Origin of the sequence: Leptotrichia sp. oral taxon 215 str. W9775 (assembly GCF_000469505.1) — a bacterium.
Classification (GTDB): Bacteria; Fusobacteriota; Fusobacteriia; order Fusobacteriales; family Leptotrichiaceae; genus Leptotrichia_A.
Genome location: NZ_KI272841.1, coordinates 49,068 through 64,260, shown reverse-complemented (window position 1 = coordinate 64,260; position 15,193 = coordinate 49,068). Strand labels below are relative to the sequence as shown.

Sequence of the window (15,193 nt, the reverse complement as noted above, 5' to 3'; positions counted from 1 at the left end):
TTTTATAAACTTTCCTTTAACTTCTATCTCGAACTGCTGGAACCAATCATTACCAGTTTATCAGGTTTTATTTTTCTTTCACTTCTTTCAACAAGCTGTTCTGAAGCTCCTACCTTTAAAAGTCTTTCCAAAACTTCCACTGTAAATTCTTCATCATCAGCTATGCCGCTTCCACCATTGGAAAGCTCTATAAATTCCTGATTTTCAGGTGTAGGAATAGGACTGTTAATATATTTTATTATCTGATTAGTATTTTTATCTTCCTTAACAGTTCCCCATAATAAATCAAAATTATCAGATAATTTATCTGAAGGAACTATTGCTTCTTGAGAATGGGCAACTTCTGAAAAGTTACCATACTGATCTTCATATCCTATAAGCACTTCATAACTTTGACTTGCATCAACTTCAGTAATGTAATGTGAACCTATTCTTTCATGTCTTATTATTTTTCTATATTCATGACCCTCTTTCATAAGCTTAATTACAACATTATCCAGTACATGATTATTTTCTGACAATCTTGCAAACGTGTCATCCCTTATTTCCCAGTAAACAAACAATGTTGTAGGATTTTTAGGCATTAACACTACTTCATCTACAAAATAAGAACTAGGCAGATATGCCTTATCAAAATAGATTTCTTCTTCTTTTGACTTATTTTCATAATCTCTTCCTTTTTCAAATTTTGAACTGTTAATAGCTGTTTCAATTTCTCTCTTTTTTATCTGTTCTTCATCTATATCCTTATAGTTAAAAGAAATTTCCTGAAAAGAATCCCTTCTGCTTCTTCTATGAATTCTTATGACAGATCTTATTAACTTTCTGTTAGGATAGTTTCTGTAATAGCTTCTACTTCTGTAAGGAAATATAGATTCTACAGAAAAGTCTACTTCTTCAACTTGAATTTCTTCTTCAATTACTTCTGTACCCTTTAATTTTAAATCTTCTTTCATATCTTCGTAGCCTCCCTTTTTTTCTATATTTTCATTTTTTTCATCCAGATAAATTTCTTTCTCTTCTGCTGAAACTTTTTCTTTTTTAGGTAAACTTTCAGTTTCCTTAATACGTTCATATCCTTTCTTTTCAAGCTTTTTCATAATTTTTTCCTTATCAAAAGTCAATTCAAGAAGGACGCATTCCTGCATTGCAAGATGTATTAATTCTTCCTTTGTCATTTCATCCAGATATTTTTTCATAAATCAATCTCCATTTATACTTGTTATTTATATATTAGCATATAAATGAAATAATTGCACTATTTTCTTTTCAAATTCTGCTGAATTTTTTTCTTACTTCCTAAAATATCCTGTTCTTCTCTTATTTTATGCTGTTTTGCCTGCTCAATTGCAGCCTGTCTTGCCATTTTTATAGCTTCTGCCGTTGTAGCCTCCAGTACATCTTCCCCTAGAATAACTACCTTATCCTGTCTAACTTCCAGAAAACCTCCCGATATATAATAGGAAGTTTCCTTATTATCTTTTTCTCTTATAAGCATTTCACCTGCACCAAGAGGAGATATGAAATTAATATGGTTTGCCAATATTCCAATATCTCCATTCTCTGTTCTTATCTTTAAAAAAGTTACAGGTTTTCTGAAAACAAGACCTTCAGGCGTTACAGCTTTTGCAATAAATTCTGTTGCCATATAGTATTCTCCTGTCTTTAGATTTTTATTCACTCATAAGTTTTCTTGCTTTTGCTACTGCTTCATCAATAGTTCCTACATATAGGAATGCCTGTTCAGGAAGGTCATCATGAAGGCCATCCAGAATTTCCTTGAATCCCCTTATTGTATCCCTTAAAGGAACGTATTTTCCTTTCATTCCTGTAAACTGTTCTGCTACTGAAAACGGCTGTGAGAAAAATCTCTGAATTTTTCTTGCCCGGTTTACAGTCAGTTTATCTTCCTCATCCAGTTCGTCCATTCCAAGTATTGCAATTATATCCTGAAGTTCCTTATATCTCTGTAATACCTTCTGAGTATCCCTTGCAACTTTATAATGTTCATTTCCTACTATTTCAGGCTCAAGTATTCTTGATGTGGAATCAAGTGGATCCACAGCAGGATAAATTCCCAGGGATGCAATTTGTCTTGACAGAACCGTAGTCGCATCCAAATGTGCAAACGTAGTTGCAGGTGCCGGATCTGTAAGGTCATCTGCCGGTACGTAAACTGCCTGTACAGAAGTTATTGACCCTGTGTTTGTGGAAGTTATTCTTTCCTGCAGTGCTCCCATTTCTGTTGCCAGATTTGGCTGATATCCCACTGCTGAAGGCATTCTTCCTAAAAGGGCTGAAACTTCTGCTCCTGCCTGAGTAAATCTGAATATGTTGTCAATAAATAACAATACATTCTGTCCTTCCTTATCCCTAAAATATTCTGCCATTGTAAGTGCTGTAAGACCTACCCTAAGTCTTGCACCAGGTGGCTCATTCATTTGGCCATAAACTAATGCTGTTTTATTAATAACTCCACTTTCCTTCATTTCGTTATAAAGGTCTCTTCCTTCTCTTGTTCTTTCTCCTACCCCTGCGAATACAGAAAGTCCTCCATGTCCTTTTGCAATATTATTTATAAGTTCCTGTATCAGTACGGTCTTTCCTACTCCCGCACCACCAAACAGTCCTATTTTTCCACCTTTAAGATATGGAGCCAGTAAATCTACCACCTTTATTCCTGTTTCAAGTATTTCACTGTCAGTCCCCTGCTGTTCAAATGAAGGGGCTTCCTTATGTATTGAATCCATCAAATCTGCACTGATTGGTTCCCCGTTATCAACAGGTTCTCCCAATACATTAAATATTCTTCCAAGTGTCTGTCTTCCCACTGGAACCTGTATAGGTTTTCCTGTGTCTACTACTTCCAGACCTCTTCTTAGTCCGTCTGTCCCTGTCATTGCAACTGCCCTGACAACATTGTTACCATTATGGGAGTGCACTTCGGCAACTAACTTCTGGCCATTATCATCATACACTTCCAGGGCATTATATATATCTGGCAGCTGATCTTCAAATTTAACATCTATGACCGGTCCTATTATCTGAACCAGTTTTCCCTTGTTAAGCAACTTTTTAACCTCCTATGCTTATTTCATATCTTTTTCTTTCATATATTTCTTCAGTTTTTTATTCTTTATTCCTAATTTTATTTCAATGCTTCCGAACCACTTACTATTTCAGATAATTCCTGTGTAATCATTGTCTGACGTTCCCTATTATACTTAACAGTAAGTTTGTTTATCATTTCTTCAGCATTGTCACTTGCCTGTTTCATGGCAGACATTCTTGCCGAATGTTCACTGGCAGAATTTTCAAGTAATGACTGATATATTTTTATATTCAGCACTTTAGGAATAAAAGAACGTAAAACCTCTTCTTCCGAAGGTTCAAATACATATTCCTTATTAGGAAGTCCTTCCTTTTTTTCAATTGGAAGAATTTTTTCTACCTGAATACTGTATTCTATTGCAGAAACAAATCTTGAGAAAATTATGTACACTTCATCATAAAAATCATTCAGATAAAACTGTACAATATCTTCACTTATTTTTTTTCCTTTTTCAAACATAGTTTCAGGTATTAACTGTGTATATTCACTGTCTACCGGTATATTTCTTGACTTGCAGTAATCTTTTGCTTTTTTACCTATTGTAATTACCGAAACTTCCTTATTTTCCTTTTCAAAATTCTTTTTCATTCCTTCAAGTTTTCTAAGGGTATTTGAATTAAAGCTTCCGCATAATCCCCTGTCAGATGTCATTACAATAATACCTATTTTCTTCACTTCAGGTTTTCCATCAAATATTTCATAGTTATGACTTTTCATTCCTGCAACCAGATTATCAAAGGCTATTCCAATTGTCTTTGCATATTCCCTTGATTTCAATGTAAGAACCTGAAATTTTTTAAATTTAGTCGAAGAAACTATATTCATTGCATTAGTTATCTGACTGGTATTTTTTACACTGTCAATTCTTTCCTTTATTTCCTTCATATTTTCAGCCATTTATGTCACCTACCATACATAATCCTGCTTGTAGTTTGTAACGTATGCAATCAGTTTTTCATTAATTTCATCTGTAACTTTTTCTTCCTTCTTTATTTCAGATAAAATTTCATTTTCTGTTCTCAGACTTCCAATCAGGTCATGTTCAAATGCCTTTACCTTTTCTGTTGGGATATCATCAAAGTAACCATTTGTAACACAGAAGAAGGATACAACCTGTTCTTCAACTCTGTATGGATTATATTGGCTCTGTTTCAGAACCTCCATTATTTTTGCCCCTCTGTTAAGCTGATCTCTTGTAGCTTTATCAAGATCTGACCCAAACTGTGTAAATGCCAGCAGTTCATTATATTGTGCCAGTTCCAGTTTCACTTTTGATGCAACTTGTTTCATTGCTTTTATTTGTGCACTTCCTCCAACCCTTGATACTGAAACTCCTGGATTTATTGCCGGTCTGAATCCTGAATTAAACAGATCTGTTTCTAAAAATATCTGTCCATCTGTTATTGAAATAACATTTGTAGGTATGTATGCCGAAATATCTCCTGCCTTTGTTTCTACAATTGGCAATGCAGTTATAGAACCTCCACCAAGTTCATCACTAAGTTTAGCGGCTCTTTCAAGTAATCTTGAGTGAAGATAGAATACATCCCCAGGATACGCTTCCCTTCCTGGCGGTCTTCTAAGCAGAAGCGACATTTCCCTGTATGACACTGCATGTTTTGACAGGTCATCATAAATTATAAGTACGTGTTTTCCCTGCTCCATAAAGTATTCTCCCATTGCAACACCCGCATATGGTGCAAGATATTGCAGAGGAGCTGATTCTGAAGCTGTTGCGGCAACTATTATTGTATATTCCAATGCTCCAAGTTCTTCAAGCTTTTTATATATTTGTGCTACTGTTGATCTTTTCTGACCTATTGCTACATATATACAAACTACATCATTATTTTTCTGATTAATTATTGTATCTATTGCAATAGCTGTTTTTCCTGTCTGTCTGTCTCCTATAATAAGTTCCCTCTGTCCTTTTCCTATTGGAAACATTCCGTCAATTGCCTTTATTCCTGTTTGAAGTGGCTCACTTACAGGTTTTCTATCTATTATTCCGTAAGCTGGTCTTTCTATTTTCATATATTTTGAAGCTTCAATGCTTCCTTTCCCGTCAATAGGCTCTCCCAAAGCATTTACAACTCTTCCTAGAAGGCCTTCTCCCGAAGGAACCTCTGCAACTTTTCCGGTACTCTTTACAGTTCCTCCTTCTTTTATTCCTCTGGATTCACCAAAAATAACTGCTCCTATATTATCTTCTTCAAGGTTAAGTGCCATTCCCATGACACCATTTTCAAACTTCAGCAGTTCTCCTGACATTGCCTTGCTTAATCCATATACTCTGGCTATTCCATCTCCTACTTCCAATACAGTTCCTGTATTTGCAACATCCAGCGATTTATTATATCCTTCTATTTCATTACGGATAATTTTACTGACTTCTTCCGGTTTAATTCTCAAGAAAAAACACCTCCTGTTCTAAAATATTTTCTTCATGTTTTCAATCTGATTTTTAATTGAACCGTCTATTACCTGATTACCTACTTTTATAATTCCTCCACCTATAAGATTTTCATCAACAGAAAGGTTTAATACTATTTTCTTGTTATATTTTCCTTCCAGTTTTTTTATAAGTGCCTCTCTCTGATTCTCTGACAATTCCTTTACAAAAGTTGCATTTACAGGCAATTTGTTATTTTTCTCATAATAAATTTTTAAATAGCTGTCCCTTATTTTATCAGAAAGGGCAACTCTTCCTTTTTTTACAAGATATTTTATTACATTGAAGGCATCTTCACTTACAAAATCAAAAAATTTATGTAAATATTCCACTTTTTTGTCATATTTTATTGACGGATCCAGCAGGAATAATTTAAAATCTTCATCTTCCCTGTAGTTTTCAGCCAGAATATTAAGTGCCTCCCTTATTTCACCTATTTTACCTGAAGACTCAGCTATATCATAAATAGCCGTTGCATATCTTTTAGCTATTGCCTCCTTGTCCATTCTGTTAATCTCCTATTTCATTAATAAAGTTGTCTATTATTTCATCCTGCTTGTCATTTATATTTTGCTTAATAATTTTTTCTGCAAGCTCGACAGCCATTTCTCCGACTTCCTTCTGAAGTTCAAATTTAGCATTCTGTCGCATTTTTTCAATATCCGCTTCAGCTTTCATCATCATTCTTTCCCTATTGTTCATTGCTGAAGAAACAATCTGGTCTTTTCTTTCATCTGCCTGTCTCTCAGCTTTAATAAGTATTTCATTGGCTCTTCTTTTTGATTCCCTTTTCAGTTTTTCCATCGCTTTTTTCTGTTCATCAAGTTTTTCTTTTTCTTCCTCTACTATTTCCATTTCTGATAAGGCAAGATGTTTTCTATCTTCAAGGACTTTACCTATTTTCTTTGAAAAAACTCTCCAGAAAAAATAAACTAGCACTAGAAAATTTATTATTTGAATAGCCATTGTAAAATCTATATTTACTAATTTTGCTCCTTCTGACATTTCTTTTCTCCTTAATATTTACGTACTGCATTAACTGTTAATACACAATTATCCTTTTAAGAATATTAAAAGGAATGAGATTACCAAGGCGTAAATCCCTGTTGACTCAGTTATTGCCAACCCTGTAATTAAAGTCTGCATTATATCCTGTTTTGCTTCAGGTTGTCTTGATATTGCCTCAACCGCATATCCTGTAGCAATTCCTTGCCCCAGTCCTGCTCCTATTCCTCCTATTGCCGCTATTCCTGCTCCTAATAAAGCTGCTGCCTGTACTATTCCTTCCATAACTTTTTATCCTCCTATTTTTTTGTTTTTATTTATATTTTTTAATTTATAAAACTTAATAATTTCTAATTTTCTTCTTCTACTTCTTCTCCAAGCACTTCTCCAACATATACTGATGACAGCATAGTAAAGACAAATGCCTGTATTATTCCTACAAATCCGTCAAGATAAAGCTGTATCAGCATTGGCCACCCTACTGAAAATGAAAAGCTTCCCTGAAGGGCATTGTGAGTCCATGACTGGATAAGTCCTCTTCCTACAAGGCTATATAAAAGTCCTCCTATTACAAGTCCTGCCAGCATATTCCCAAATAATCTCATTGAAGTGTTCAATATTTTGGATATTTCCCCTACGATATTTATAGGAAGCATAAACCACGCCGGATGCATAAGGCTCTTTATATAACCCAGCACTCCACCTTTTCTTATACCAACTGATACAAACAGTACCGCTACCACAAGAGATAACCCTATCGCTGTATTCGGATCTGCTGTAGGAGTTCTGAAAAAGTGTCCTACTGTATATCCTTCGGGTCCCTTAGTTACTGTTACAATAAAGGGAAATAAAAACAGACTTAAATTTGAAAAAAGTATAAATGCAAATAATGCTGAGAAAAACGGCATAAATTTTTTCTTATACTTTCCAAATGTAACTAAAAATGTATTTTCAATAAAATGATAATACTCTTCTAAAATAATCTGCATTTTACCTGGATTAGTAACACTTATATTTTTCACTCCCTGTTTAACAAGAATTACTATTAAAAGCATTATTGCCCATGTATTTAAAACCGTCTGGCTTAAACTCAAATTATATTTTCCTAAAACAAAGTTATAGTAATGTGGTGGTTCTACCAGTCCGTCAGGCATTACAAACTTTATAGGTAAAAAACTTGTAATAAGTGACAGTATGATATTGACAACCAGCATTAAAATAAATAGCCCCAATATGGAAATAACTATTTTCTTTTTCATTCTTTCATCTCCCTTCCTTCTGAAATTGGAATATCAGGTATAAATCTGAATTTCCGCTTTTTATTATACTCCTATCATTTTTATTTTGCAAATATATTTTTTTTAAGATTTCTTAATATACTTTGAAATAAAACTATTTATGAATATAGAAAATTTAAAGGAAAGGCTGCCTGCCCCTGTTGCTGCAATATTCCACAAAACACTGTCTGCATAGTACTTTTTACTTATATATACTACAAAAAGTACTCCAAAACAGAAAACAATCATACGCTTTATAAATTCAAGTGTTCCTGCAATTTTTCCATTTAATTTCACATGAAGGATTTTATATGTTCCTGATATTAACAGATACGTATTTAAAAGGGAAATAAGACTTCCAGTAAAAAATCCCAGATATATTTCTTCCCTCTGCAATAACACACCTGCAATAAGTGATATAACAGAAATACATATTGTTATTACATAAGTTCTTTTTATCATTTCAGGTATATTTTCAAACATTTTTCTCTCCATTTATCAAATATTTTCTACTCACTATTTTATATCTCTTACCTGTTTTATAAGGGACCAGTATCCTGTAAAAGCCCCTAATATAAGAAATATTATGAGTACTATTGGTTGCTGTTTCTTAAACACAAATTTTTCCAGCAGAAGATATGCACCCAGCATAAGTATAATAGGCCCTGCCAAAATATAAATCATGTTTGTTGCTATAAGAAAATATTTCATAAGAATATTATTTTTCTTATGTTTTATTTCCTTTGCCTTATCGTATCTACCAAGACGTTTTTCTATTTTTTCCAGTCTTTCCTGTCTTTTTTCTTCACTATCTTCATTTTCTGTCTTATCTTCATTACTTTCCAATGAAAAAACATCATCATTCATATTTTCTTCAAAATATTTATTTTCTGCTGTATCATCTCTTTTATTTACTTCTTTTATACTTTTACTGCTTTTTTTTAATATATCAGACATTTAACTTCTCCTAATTTATCTATATTTTTTTAAATATAAAAAATATTCTGCTTTCCCCAAAATCAGGATTTGTAGCAGCATCAAAAATTTCAAAACCGGCTTTTTGAACTGTTTCCACAACCCATTCAGGCTCATATATAAATTTGTTATGCTGTTCATTATACTTTCTGAATAAGTTATCCCCTTCCTGCTGTCTTATAAACAAATCTATTTCAACAAAATATTTACTTTTCGATTTTTTTTCGTATCTCCATATACTTGTATACTCAGGCTCTTCATCTAAAAATATTCCATTTTCAAATATTTCTTCAAATATTTCTTCTGTTACAATATCAAATATGAGGTATCCGCCCTTTTTAAGATTTTTATAGGATTTTGATATAAACTTTTTAAATTCTGTCTTATTTTCAAAATAGTTTACCGTATCAAAATTACACATAATATAATCAGCTTCATTACTATGCTCATAATTTACAATATCCGCCTTTACAAGCTTATAATCATTATTTTTCAGATTTTTAGACTTTATCTTTTTTTCAGCCATTTCAAGCATTCCTTCAGATATATCAACTCCTGTAACTGAAAATCCGTCATCTAAAAGCCTGTATATAAATTCTCCTGTTCCACATCCCAGATCGAGAACCTCTCCCTTAGTCTTAATATATGTTTTAAGAAACTTGTACCAGCCTTTATAATCCACATGTTTCATAAAAACATCATATACTTCAGCAAATTCCTTGTGCATTTCACAACCTCTTTTCTATTCAATTCCTCTTTTTTATTGATAAATTATAATATTTTTTCATATTTTTGTCAAAAAATTTCACCCCTGTTTTAAACAATAACCTATCCTTAAAATCAAAAAAGAAACTGAGTTATAATTTATAAAAATATACTCCCTATATTGAAATATATTATTTACTTTTCATTATAAAACAGTTTCTTTTTCATATTTTATTGATTTTCCTATAAATCATCAGGGCCAAATGAATAAGGCAGTAATTCATTTATCGACCATATTTTATACTTTTTATCCTTATTTGTCAGAATAATGACTGTATCCTTATCAGAAAATTCTGAAATTACCTGTCTGCAGGCACCACACGGACTAATTGGTTCAGGTGTACCTCCGGTCACTACTAACAGTTTGATTTTTTTCATTCCTTCAGTCACTGCCGTGGGAATTACATTTCTTTCTGCACATATTCCTAACCCATAGGAAGCGTTTTCCACATTTACTCCTCTGAATTTTCTTCCCTGTTCATCAATCAGTAATGCCGCAACAGGAAACTTAGAATACGGAACGTACGCATTTTTAAGTATGTCATTTGCTTCGTCTATGTATCTGGATATTTCTTCTTCAGTTAATTTCATTTTTCCATTTATTTCTTTCATAATTTTCTCCTGTTAATTAGTCTGTATCCTATAAACTTAAAGCACTTTCAAGAGCTACTTCAATCATGTCATTGAATGTAAGCTGTCTTTCTTCTGCAGAAGTAACTTCTCCTGTAACTAATGAATCACTTATTGTTAAAAGAGTCAATGCATTTACTCCAAATTTTGCAGCTGTCGTATACAGTTGAGCAGTTTCCATTTCTACACATAGAACTCCAAATTTTGCCCATTTTTTCCATCCTTCAGGGTCATCTCCATAAAAAGTATCACTTGTAAGGACATTTCCAGGTTTCATGTTCAATCCTTTTGCTTTTCCAGCTTCATAAGCTTTAAACAGTAATTCTGCACTTGCAGTAGGTGCATAGTCAGCTCCGTTAAATCTTAATTTGTTTATTGCAGAATCTGTAGAAGCAGCCATTGCAATAACTACATCTCTTATTTTTACATCTTCCTGTAAAGATCCTGCTGTTCCTATTCTTATTAAATTTTTACATCCATATTCATTGATTAATTCATGAGTATAAATTCCTATTGAAGGTACTCCCATTCCTGTTCCCTGAACAGATACTCTTTTTCCTTTATAAGTTCCTGTAAATCCTAACATTCCTCTTACATTGTTATATTGTACTACATCTTCCAAAAATGTTTCTGCAATATATTTCGCTCTTAGCGGATCTCCCGGTAATAATACCGTTTCTGCGATATCTCCCTTTTTTGCTCCTAAGTGCGGTGTTGCCATATTTGTACCTCCTAAATTTTATTTTTATATTTTTAGCCAATTCTTATAACTTAATGGCTGCTTTCAGCTAAATAAATACGTTATCTTATTATAACATAATTCCCATAATTATTTCATCATAATAATTTCCATTTTTCAGTTGGTGTTCTTCCGATGGTAAAATCAAGATATCACCTCTTTTATGTATAGTTTGTCCTTAATAAATTTCCACAATTCACTATTCTACTCATGTTCCTTGCATGCCAGTTCTTCTACTTCCAGCTTAAATACACATACAGAATTTACCATTTTTTCATTAAATTGCCATTCTGCTTTTCCGGTATTATGTTTCATAATTTCAATAAGTCCTTGAACCTTTTCATCATAATCTTCAACAATAAAAACCTTTCCTGTTCCTATAATACTCTGAAATGCTGAAGTATAAGTACATGCAACATCATCTTTTCCATATATTCTATGATTCGTATCTAGCTCAAAACCTACATTGTTATTTTCTTTCATTATATCATGTTTTCTTCCTGTTTTTGCACCATGAAAATAAAATATAAATTTCTCATTTCTCTCGATGAATCCAAAATTTAAGGGAACTATATAAACTTTTCCATTATCATTAAATCCTAATCTGCAGCAATCACACTCTGATATAATCTTCTTTATTTTTACCCTATCTGTTATTTCCCTGTCTTTTCTTCTCATAATTTATAGTTTCCCTCTTTTCAGTCTACAAATTCAAATTGCAAAGCCTACATCTTAATCAAACAATGCTTCCCACACATCTGATTTATACGCTTCAAAACACATTCTAATCTGCTTTTCAGTATTTCTTATTTCTGAAAGTTCAGGTAAACTGTCAATTTCAAAATACCCTCTTTCAGATGTTTCAATATTTTTTACAAATTCACATTCATTATCATCAGCTATTCTGCAAAGAACAAAAATTTTTGTAACTCCATAGGGAACTGTACCTAAACCACAGCCTAAATTATTTTTCACGCCATCCTGTACAGCTATAATTTTTTCTGCAGTTACATTTATTCCTGCTTCTTCCAGTACTTCCTTTACAGTGTTGTCTGCAACTGACTGATCCACATCTACCCAGCCTCCAGGAAGCGACCATTTCCCATCCCTTTCCTTTACCATGAGAACCCTGTCTTCCTTAAATACTGCGGCACGGCAGTCAATCTTAGGTGTCTGATACCCGACTTCATTGCAGAAGAGATTTTTCACCTTTTCCACCGGAATATCACCTTTATGAGCCACTATTTCTGCTGAAATTTCTCTTATCCGTGTATATCTTTCCACATCAAACACATCTTTTGCATAATTTAGTCCTGCCTGCGACAGACTCTGTAATTCCATGGCCCATTTTAGCCACTGTTCCCTATCTTTCATATTAAGTCCTTCCGATAAAATAACCTTTTATAATATTTCCTTAGCAAAACTTCCTTCTTTTTCAGTTCCCAATAGAAGTTCTTCAACTGTTGCAGCAATATCGGCAAAAGTTTTTCTAGTTCCAATATTTACATTCTTTTTAACATTTTTACCACAAATTAATATTGGTATATATTCTCTTGTATGGTCTGTTCCTTTGTATGTAGGGTCATTTCCATGATCCGCAGTAATAATAAGGATTTCGTCATCTTTCAAGTTCTTTTGGATTTCAGGAAGCCAGTTGTCAAATTCAATTAATGCTTTTACATAACCTTCTACATTTCTTCTATGTCCGTATACAGCATCAAAATCAACTAAGTTAGTGAAAATCAATCCTTTTGTATCTTCCTTCAATGCGGCCACTGTTTTCTTAATTCCATCCAGGTTATCCTGATTAGCTTTTCTGTTATCTGTGATTCCTTTCCCATTGAACAGGTCGCTTGTCTTACCGATTCCCACTACATCAAGTCCAGCTTTTTCCAATCTTTCAAGCATACTTTCTCTTGGAGGGTCAATGGAGAAATCGTGTCTATTTGCAGTTCTTTTAAATTCTCCTACTTTTTTACCAACATAAGGTCTTGCAATTACCCTTGCCACAGGTGATTTTTCATTACAAATTTCAAGTGCAATTTCACATGCTTTGTAAAGTTCTTCCAATGGTATAATTTCTTCATTTGCAGCAATCTGGAATACAGGGTCTGCCGAACCGTAAACTATCCAGTTTCCTGTTTTTATCTGCTCTTCTCCATATTGATCAATTGCCACAGTTCCTGAAATTGGCTTATTTAACATAACTTTTCTTCCAGTTTTTTCTTCAAATTCCTTTATAACCTCATCTGAAAATCCATTCTGGTAGTTTGGAAATGGTCTTTCCAATGGCACTCCGGCAATTTCCCAGTGGCCAGTTGTAGAATCTTTTCCATGCGATACTTCAATAGCTCTTCCATAAGCCCCTTCTACATTTTCAACAGCTGGTGTACCTTCAATTTCAGTAATATTTCCAAGCCCTAATTTCCCCATATTTGGCAAGCTCATTCCTCCATAAGCTTTAGCCATATTTCCTAAAGTATTTGATCCGCAATCATCAAATAAATTTGCATCAGGCAATTCTCCAGCTCCAACACTATCCAATACTATTATTGTAACTCTTTCCACTTTTCCCATTTATCTGCTTTCCTTTCTTTATTTATTAATTATATTATACCTTTTAAATTTTTTAAAAGCAAATTAATTGCATACTTTTTTTGTTTTTTATTCATCTGATCCATAAATAATCATCAACAAATGTTCTTTGTATTGTATTATTCCGGCTGAAAAAACATTATATGCATAAAATTCACTTAAAATATCTTCATATTTCTTTATCGCTAAATAAAAATTTACAGGCTCACCAAACCAATGTGTTATTTGATAAAAAAAACGTCTTACATTCCAGTATTGTTCCTTTTTATCTACTTTATTTTCTAAATTTTCAATTATTTCCTCAACAGTAAATTCTGTTTGCAATTTAACAAATTCAGAAATTCTATCATAACCAGTTTTTGTTTCATTTTGTTCTATCAGCTTTTCGTATTTTTTATTTTTTTTGAAAACAATATTCAATTTTTCCAATTTTTTTCTAATATTATCATCTTTTTTCTCAGATGAACTACTTTCATAATATTGCAATAATTTTTTCTTTATTATTTCATTCAAATCATTATTTTTATCATTATCAATAAAAAATGTATCAATATATATTGCTGTATATTCAGGACAAATCTTCATCCCATTATTCCAACACATTGAGACACCTTTAATAAATCCTTCAATGTAATTCTTATTCTTCATTGTAATAATTCCTTTTCAAAACCATTATTTTTAATAGAAAATATAAACATATGTAATATTCATATAAATACATACTATTTTTATAATTTCAATTATAATATTTTTTATAATTTTTAGGCATGACATCATTTTGAAAATAATAGAAATTAAATTTTACACTATTAAAATTTTTATTTTTATAATTAATTATTACTTTTTTATCTGTTTCAAAAAAATCATCCATAATATAAATTTCTTTTTTCTTTTCAGATATTGATATACTGTAATTACTATATCTTTTTATAATATAATCTTTTTCAAAAAATCTTATTACAGTTATTACAAGTAATAAGATTATTATTGTAAACAATTTAATCATTAAATTTAAATATCCCCAAGCAATTCCAACTGAAAAAATTATCATTAAACTAAATACTGCAAAACACATCATATAATGCTTTTCAAAAATTGAATATTTTACATATAATTTTTCTTCCTCTTTTTTTTCACGAATTTCTTTTTTGGGACAACCTATTTTCTCCAACAAATATTCCAAAATTTCATCTTTATTTTTTATGTCACAAAAAATATAACTTTTTTTATGATTACTTTCTATTGAAACATCAATTATTAAATTACAGAAATACTTATAAATATTTATTGAACTGTCAAAATTTAAAAGAATATCATACGATCCTAATATATTTTTTCTCACTGTCAAAGTTTTTATATCATTATATGCAATAGTTTTCTCAAAAAATAGACCTTTTATTTTCACTTCATAATCAGAAAAATCAAATTTCATCTTATTTTTAATAATCATTACCAAAAGAAATCTATATATAAAATAACTTATTCCAATAGCTAAAAAAAATATTCCACCCTTTTCTTTTTCATTAAATAAAATATGAATTCCTCCTAATAAATGTCCTAAAAACAGTATTAGAAAAAATATATCCCACATATTAATTTCAAATTTTGAATATTTTATTTTCATCCAATTTATCTCCATATTT

Annotated in this window: 19 protein-coding genes; all 19 read right to left on the bottom strand. The window is 31.8% G+C overall.

Annotated features, from left to right (window positions below):
* Positions 1 to 23: 23 nt before the first annotated feature.
* Positions 24 to 1,199: a DUF4912 domain-containing protein gene (locus HMPREF1984_RS04855; protein WP_021766798.1), complete on the bottom strand. Its 1,176-nt coding sequence runs from the start codon at positions 1,197 to 1,199 to the stop codon at positions 24 to 26.
* A gap of 59 nt (positions 1,200 to 1,258) precedes the next feature.
* Positions 1,259 to 1,648 carry an ATP synthase F1 subunit epsilon gene (atpC, locus tag HMPREF1984_RS04850; RefSeq protein ID WP_036099822.1) on the bottom strand — a complete coding sequence of 130 codons (390 nt, stop codon included), beginning with the start codon at positions 1,646 to 1,648 and terminating at the stop codon, positions 1,259 to 1,261.
* Positions 1,649 to 1,673: 25 nt separating this feature from the next.
* Positions 1,674 to 3,071, bottom strand: a complete 1,398-nt coding sequence (gene atpD, locus HMPREF1984_RS04845; RefSeq protein ID WP_021766796.1) for a F0F1 ATP synthase subunit beta — start codon at positions 3,069 to 3,071, stop codon at positions 1,674 to 1,676.
* 77 nt (positions 3,072 to 3,148) lie between these two features.
* Entirely contained in the window at positions 3,149 to 4,009 is an 861-nt protein-coding gene (atpG, locus tag HMPREF1984_RS04840; RefSeq protein ID WP_021766795.1) for an ATP synthase F1 subunit gamma, read from the bottom strand.
* Between the two features lie 9 nt (positions 4,010 to 4,018).
* Positions 4,019 to 5,524: a F0F1 ATP synthase subunit alpha gene (gene atpA, locus HMPREF1984_RS04835; RefSeq protein ID WP_021766794.1), complete on the bottom strand. Its 1,506-nt coding sequence runs from the start codon at positions 5,522 to 5,524 to the stop codon at positions 4,019 to 4,021.
* Positions 5,525 to 5,542: 18 nt separating this feature from the next.
* The gene (gene atpH, locus HMPREF1984_RS04830) at positions 5,543 to 6,070 is read right to left on the bottom strand and encodes an ATP synthase F1 subunit delta (protein ID WP_021766793.1); all 528 of its coding nucleotides are present in this window, start codon (positions 6,068 to 6,070) and stop codon (positions 5,543 to 5,545) included.
* Between the two features lie 4 nt (positions 6,071 to 6,074).
* Positions 6,075 to 6,569, bottom strand: coding sequence for a F0F1 ATP synthase subunit B (gene atpF, locus HMPREF1984_RS04825; RefSeq protein ID WP_021766792.1), 495 nt, complete (start codon positions 6,567 to 6,569; stop codon positions 6,075 to 6,077).
* A gap of 48 nt (positions 6,570 to 6,617) precedes the next feature.
* Entirely contained in the window at positions 6,618 to 6,854 is a 237-nt protein-coding gene (atpE, locus tag HMPREF1984_RS04820) for an ATP synthase F0 subunit C (protein WP_021766791.1), read from the bottom strand.
* Between the two features lie 65 nt (positions 6,855 to 6,919).
* A complete protein-coding gene (gene atpB / locus HMPREF1984_RS04815; RefSeq protein WP_021766790.1) occupies positions 6,920 to 7,828 on the bottom strand; it encodes a F0F1 ATP synthase subunit A in 909 nt (302 codons plus the stop codon).
* Between the two features lie 102 nt (positions 7,829 to 7,930).
* A complete protein-coding gene (locus HMPREF1984_RS04810) occupies positions 7,931 to 8,329 on the bottom strand; it encodes a hypothetical protein (protein ID WP_036099821.1) in 399 nt (132 codons plus the stop codon).
* A gap of 33 nt (positions 8,330 to 8,362) precedes the next feature.
* Entirely contained in the window at positions 8,363 to 8,803 is a 441-nt protein-coding gene (locus HMPREF1984_RS04805) for an AtpZ/AtpI family protein (protein ID WP_021766788.1), read from the bottom strand.
* A 19-nt stretch (positions 8,804 to 8,822) separates the two neighbouring features.
* On the bottom strand, positions 8,823 to 9,548 hold the full coding sequence (locus tag HMPREF1984_RS04800; RefSeq protein WP_021766787.1) for a class I SAM-dependent methyltransferase: 726 nt from the start codon (positions 9,546 to 9,548) through the stop codon (positions 8,823 to 8,825).
* Positions 9,549 to 9,769: 221 nt separating this feature from the next.
* On the bottom strand, positions 9,770 to 10,198 hold the full coding sequence (gene cdd / locus HMPREF1984_RS04795; RefSeq protein ID WP_021766786.1) for a cytidine deaminase: 429 nt from the start codon (positions 10,196 to 10,198) through the stop codon (positions 9,770 to 9,772).
* Positions 10,199 to 10,226: 28 nt separating this feature from the next.
* A complete protein-coding gene (gene deoD / locus HMPREF1984_RS04790; protein ID WP_021766785.1) occupies positions 10,227 to 10,937 on the bottom strand; it encodes a purine-nucleoside phosphorylase in 711 nt (236 codons plus the stop codon).
* A gap of 222 nt (positions 10,938 to 11,159) precedes the next feature.
* Positions 11,160 to 11,633 (bottom strand): pyridoxamine 5'-phosphate oxidase family protein, encoded by a 474-nt coding sequence (locus HMPREF1984_RS04785; RefSeq protein ID WP_021766784.1) that lies wholly within the window; start codon positions 11,631 to 11,633, stop codon positions 11,160 to 11,162.
* 54 nt (positions 11,634 to 11,687) lie between these two features.
* The gene (locus tag HMPREF1984_RS04780; protein ID WP_021766783.1) at positions 11,688 to 12,329 is read right to left on the bottom strand and encodes an NUDIX hydrolase N-terminal domain-containing protein; all 642 of its coding nucleotides are present in this window, start codon (positions 12,327 to 12,329) and stop codon (positions 11,688 to 11,690) included.
* Between the two features lie 27 nt (positions 12,330 to 12,356).
* The gene (locus HMPREF1984_RS04775) at positions 12,357 to 13,532 is read right to left on the bottom strand and encodes a phosphopentomutase (RefSeq protein ID WP_021766782.1); all 1,176 of its coding nucleotides are present in this window, start codon (positions 13,530 to 13,532) and stop codon (positions 12,357 to 12,359) included.
* A gap of 87 nt (positions 13,533 to 13,619) precedes the next feature.
* Positions 13,620 to 14,198 (bottom strand): hypothetical protein, encoded by a 579-nt coding sequence (locus HMPREF1984_RS04770; RefSeq protein WP_021766781.1) that lies wholly within the window; start codon positions 14,196 to 14,198, stop codon positions 13,620 to 13,622.
* Positions 14,199 to 14,286: 88 nt separating this feature from the next.
* Positions 14,287 to 15,174 carry a hypothetical protein gene (locus tag HMPREF1984_RS04765; RefSeq protein WP_036099820.1) on the bottom strand — a complete coding sequence of 296 codons (888 nt, stop codon included), beginning with the start codon at positions 15,172 to 15,174 and terminating at the stop codon, positions 14,287 to 14,289.
* Positions 15,175 to 15,193 lie beyond the last annotated feature (19 nt).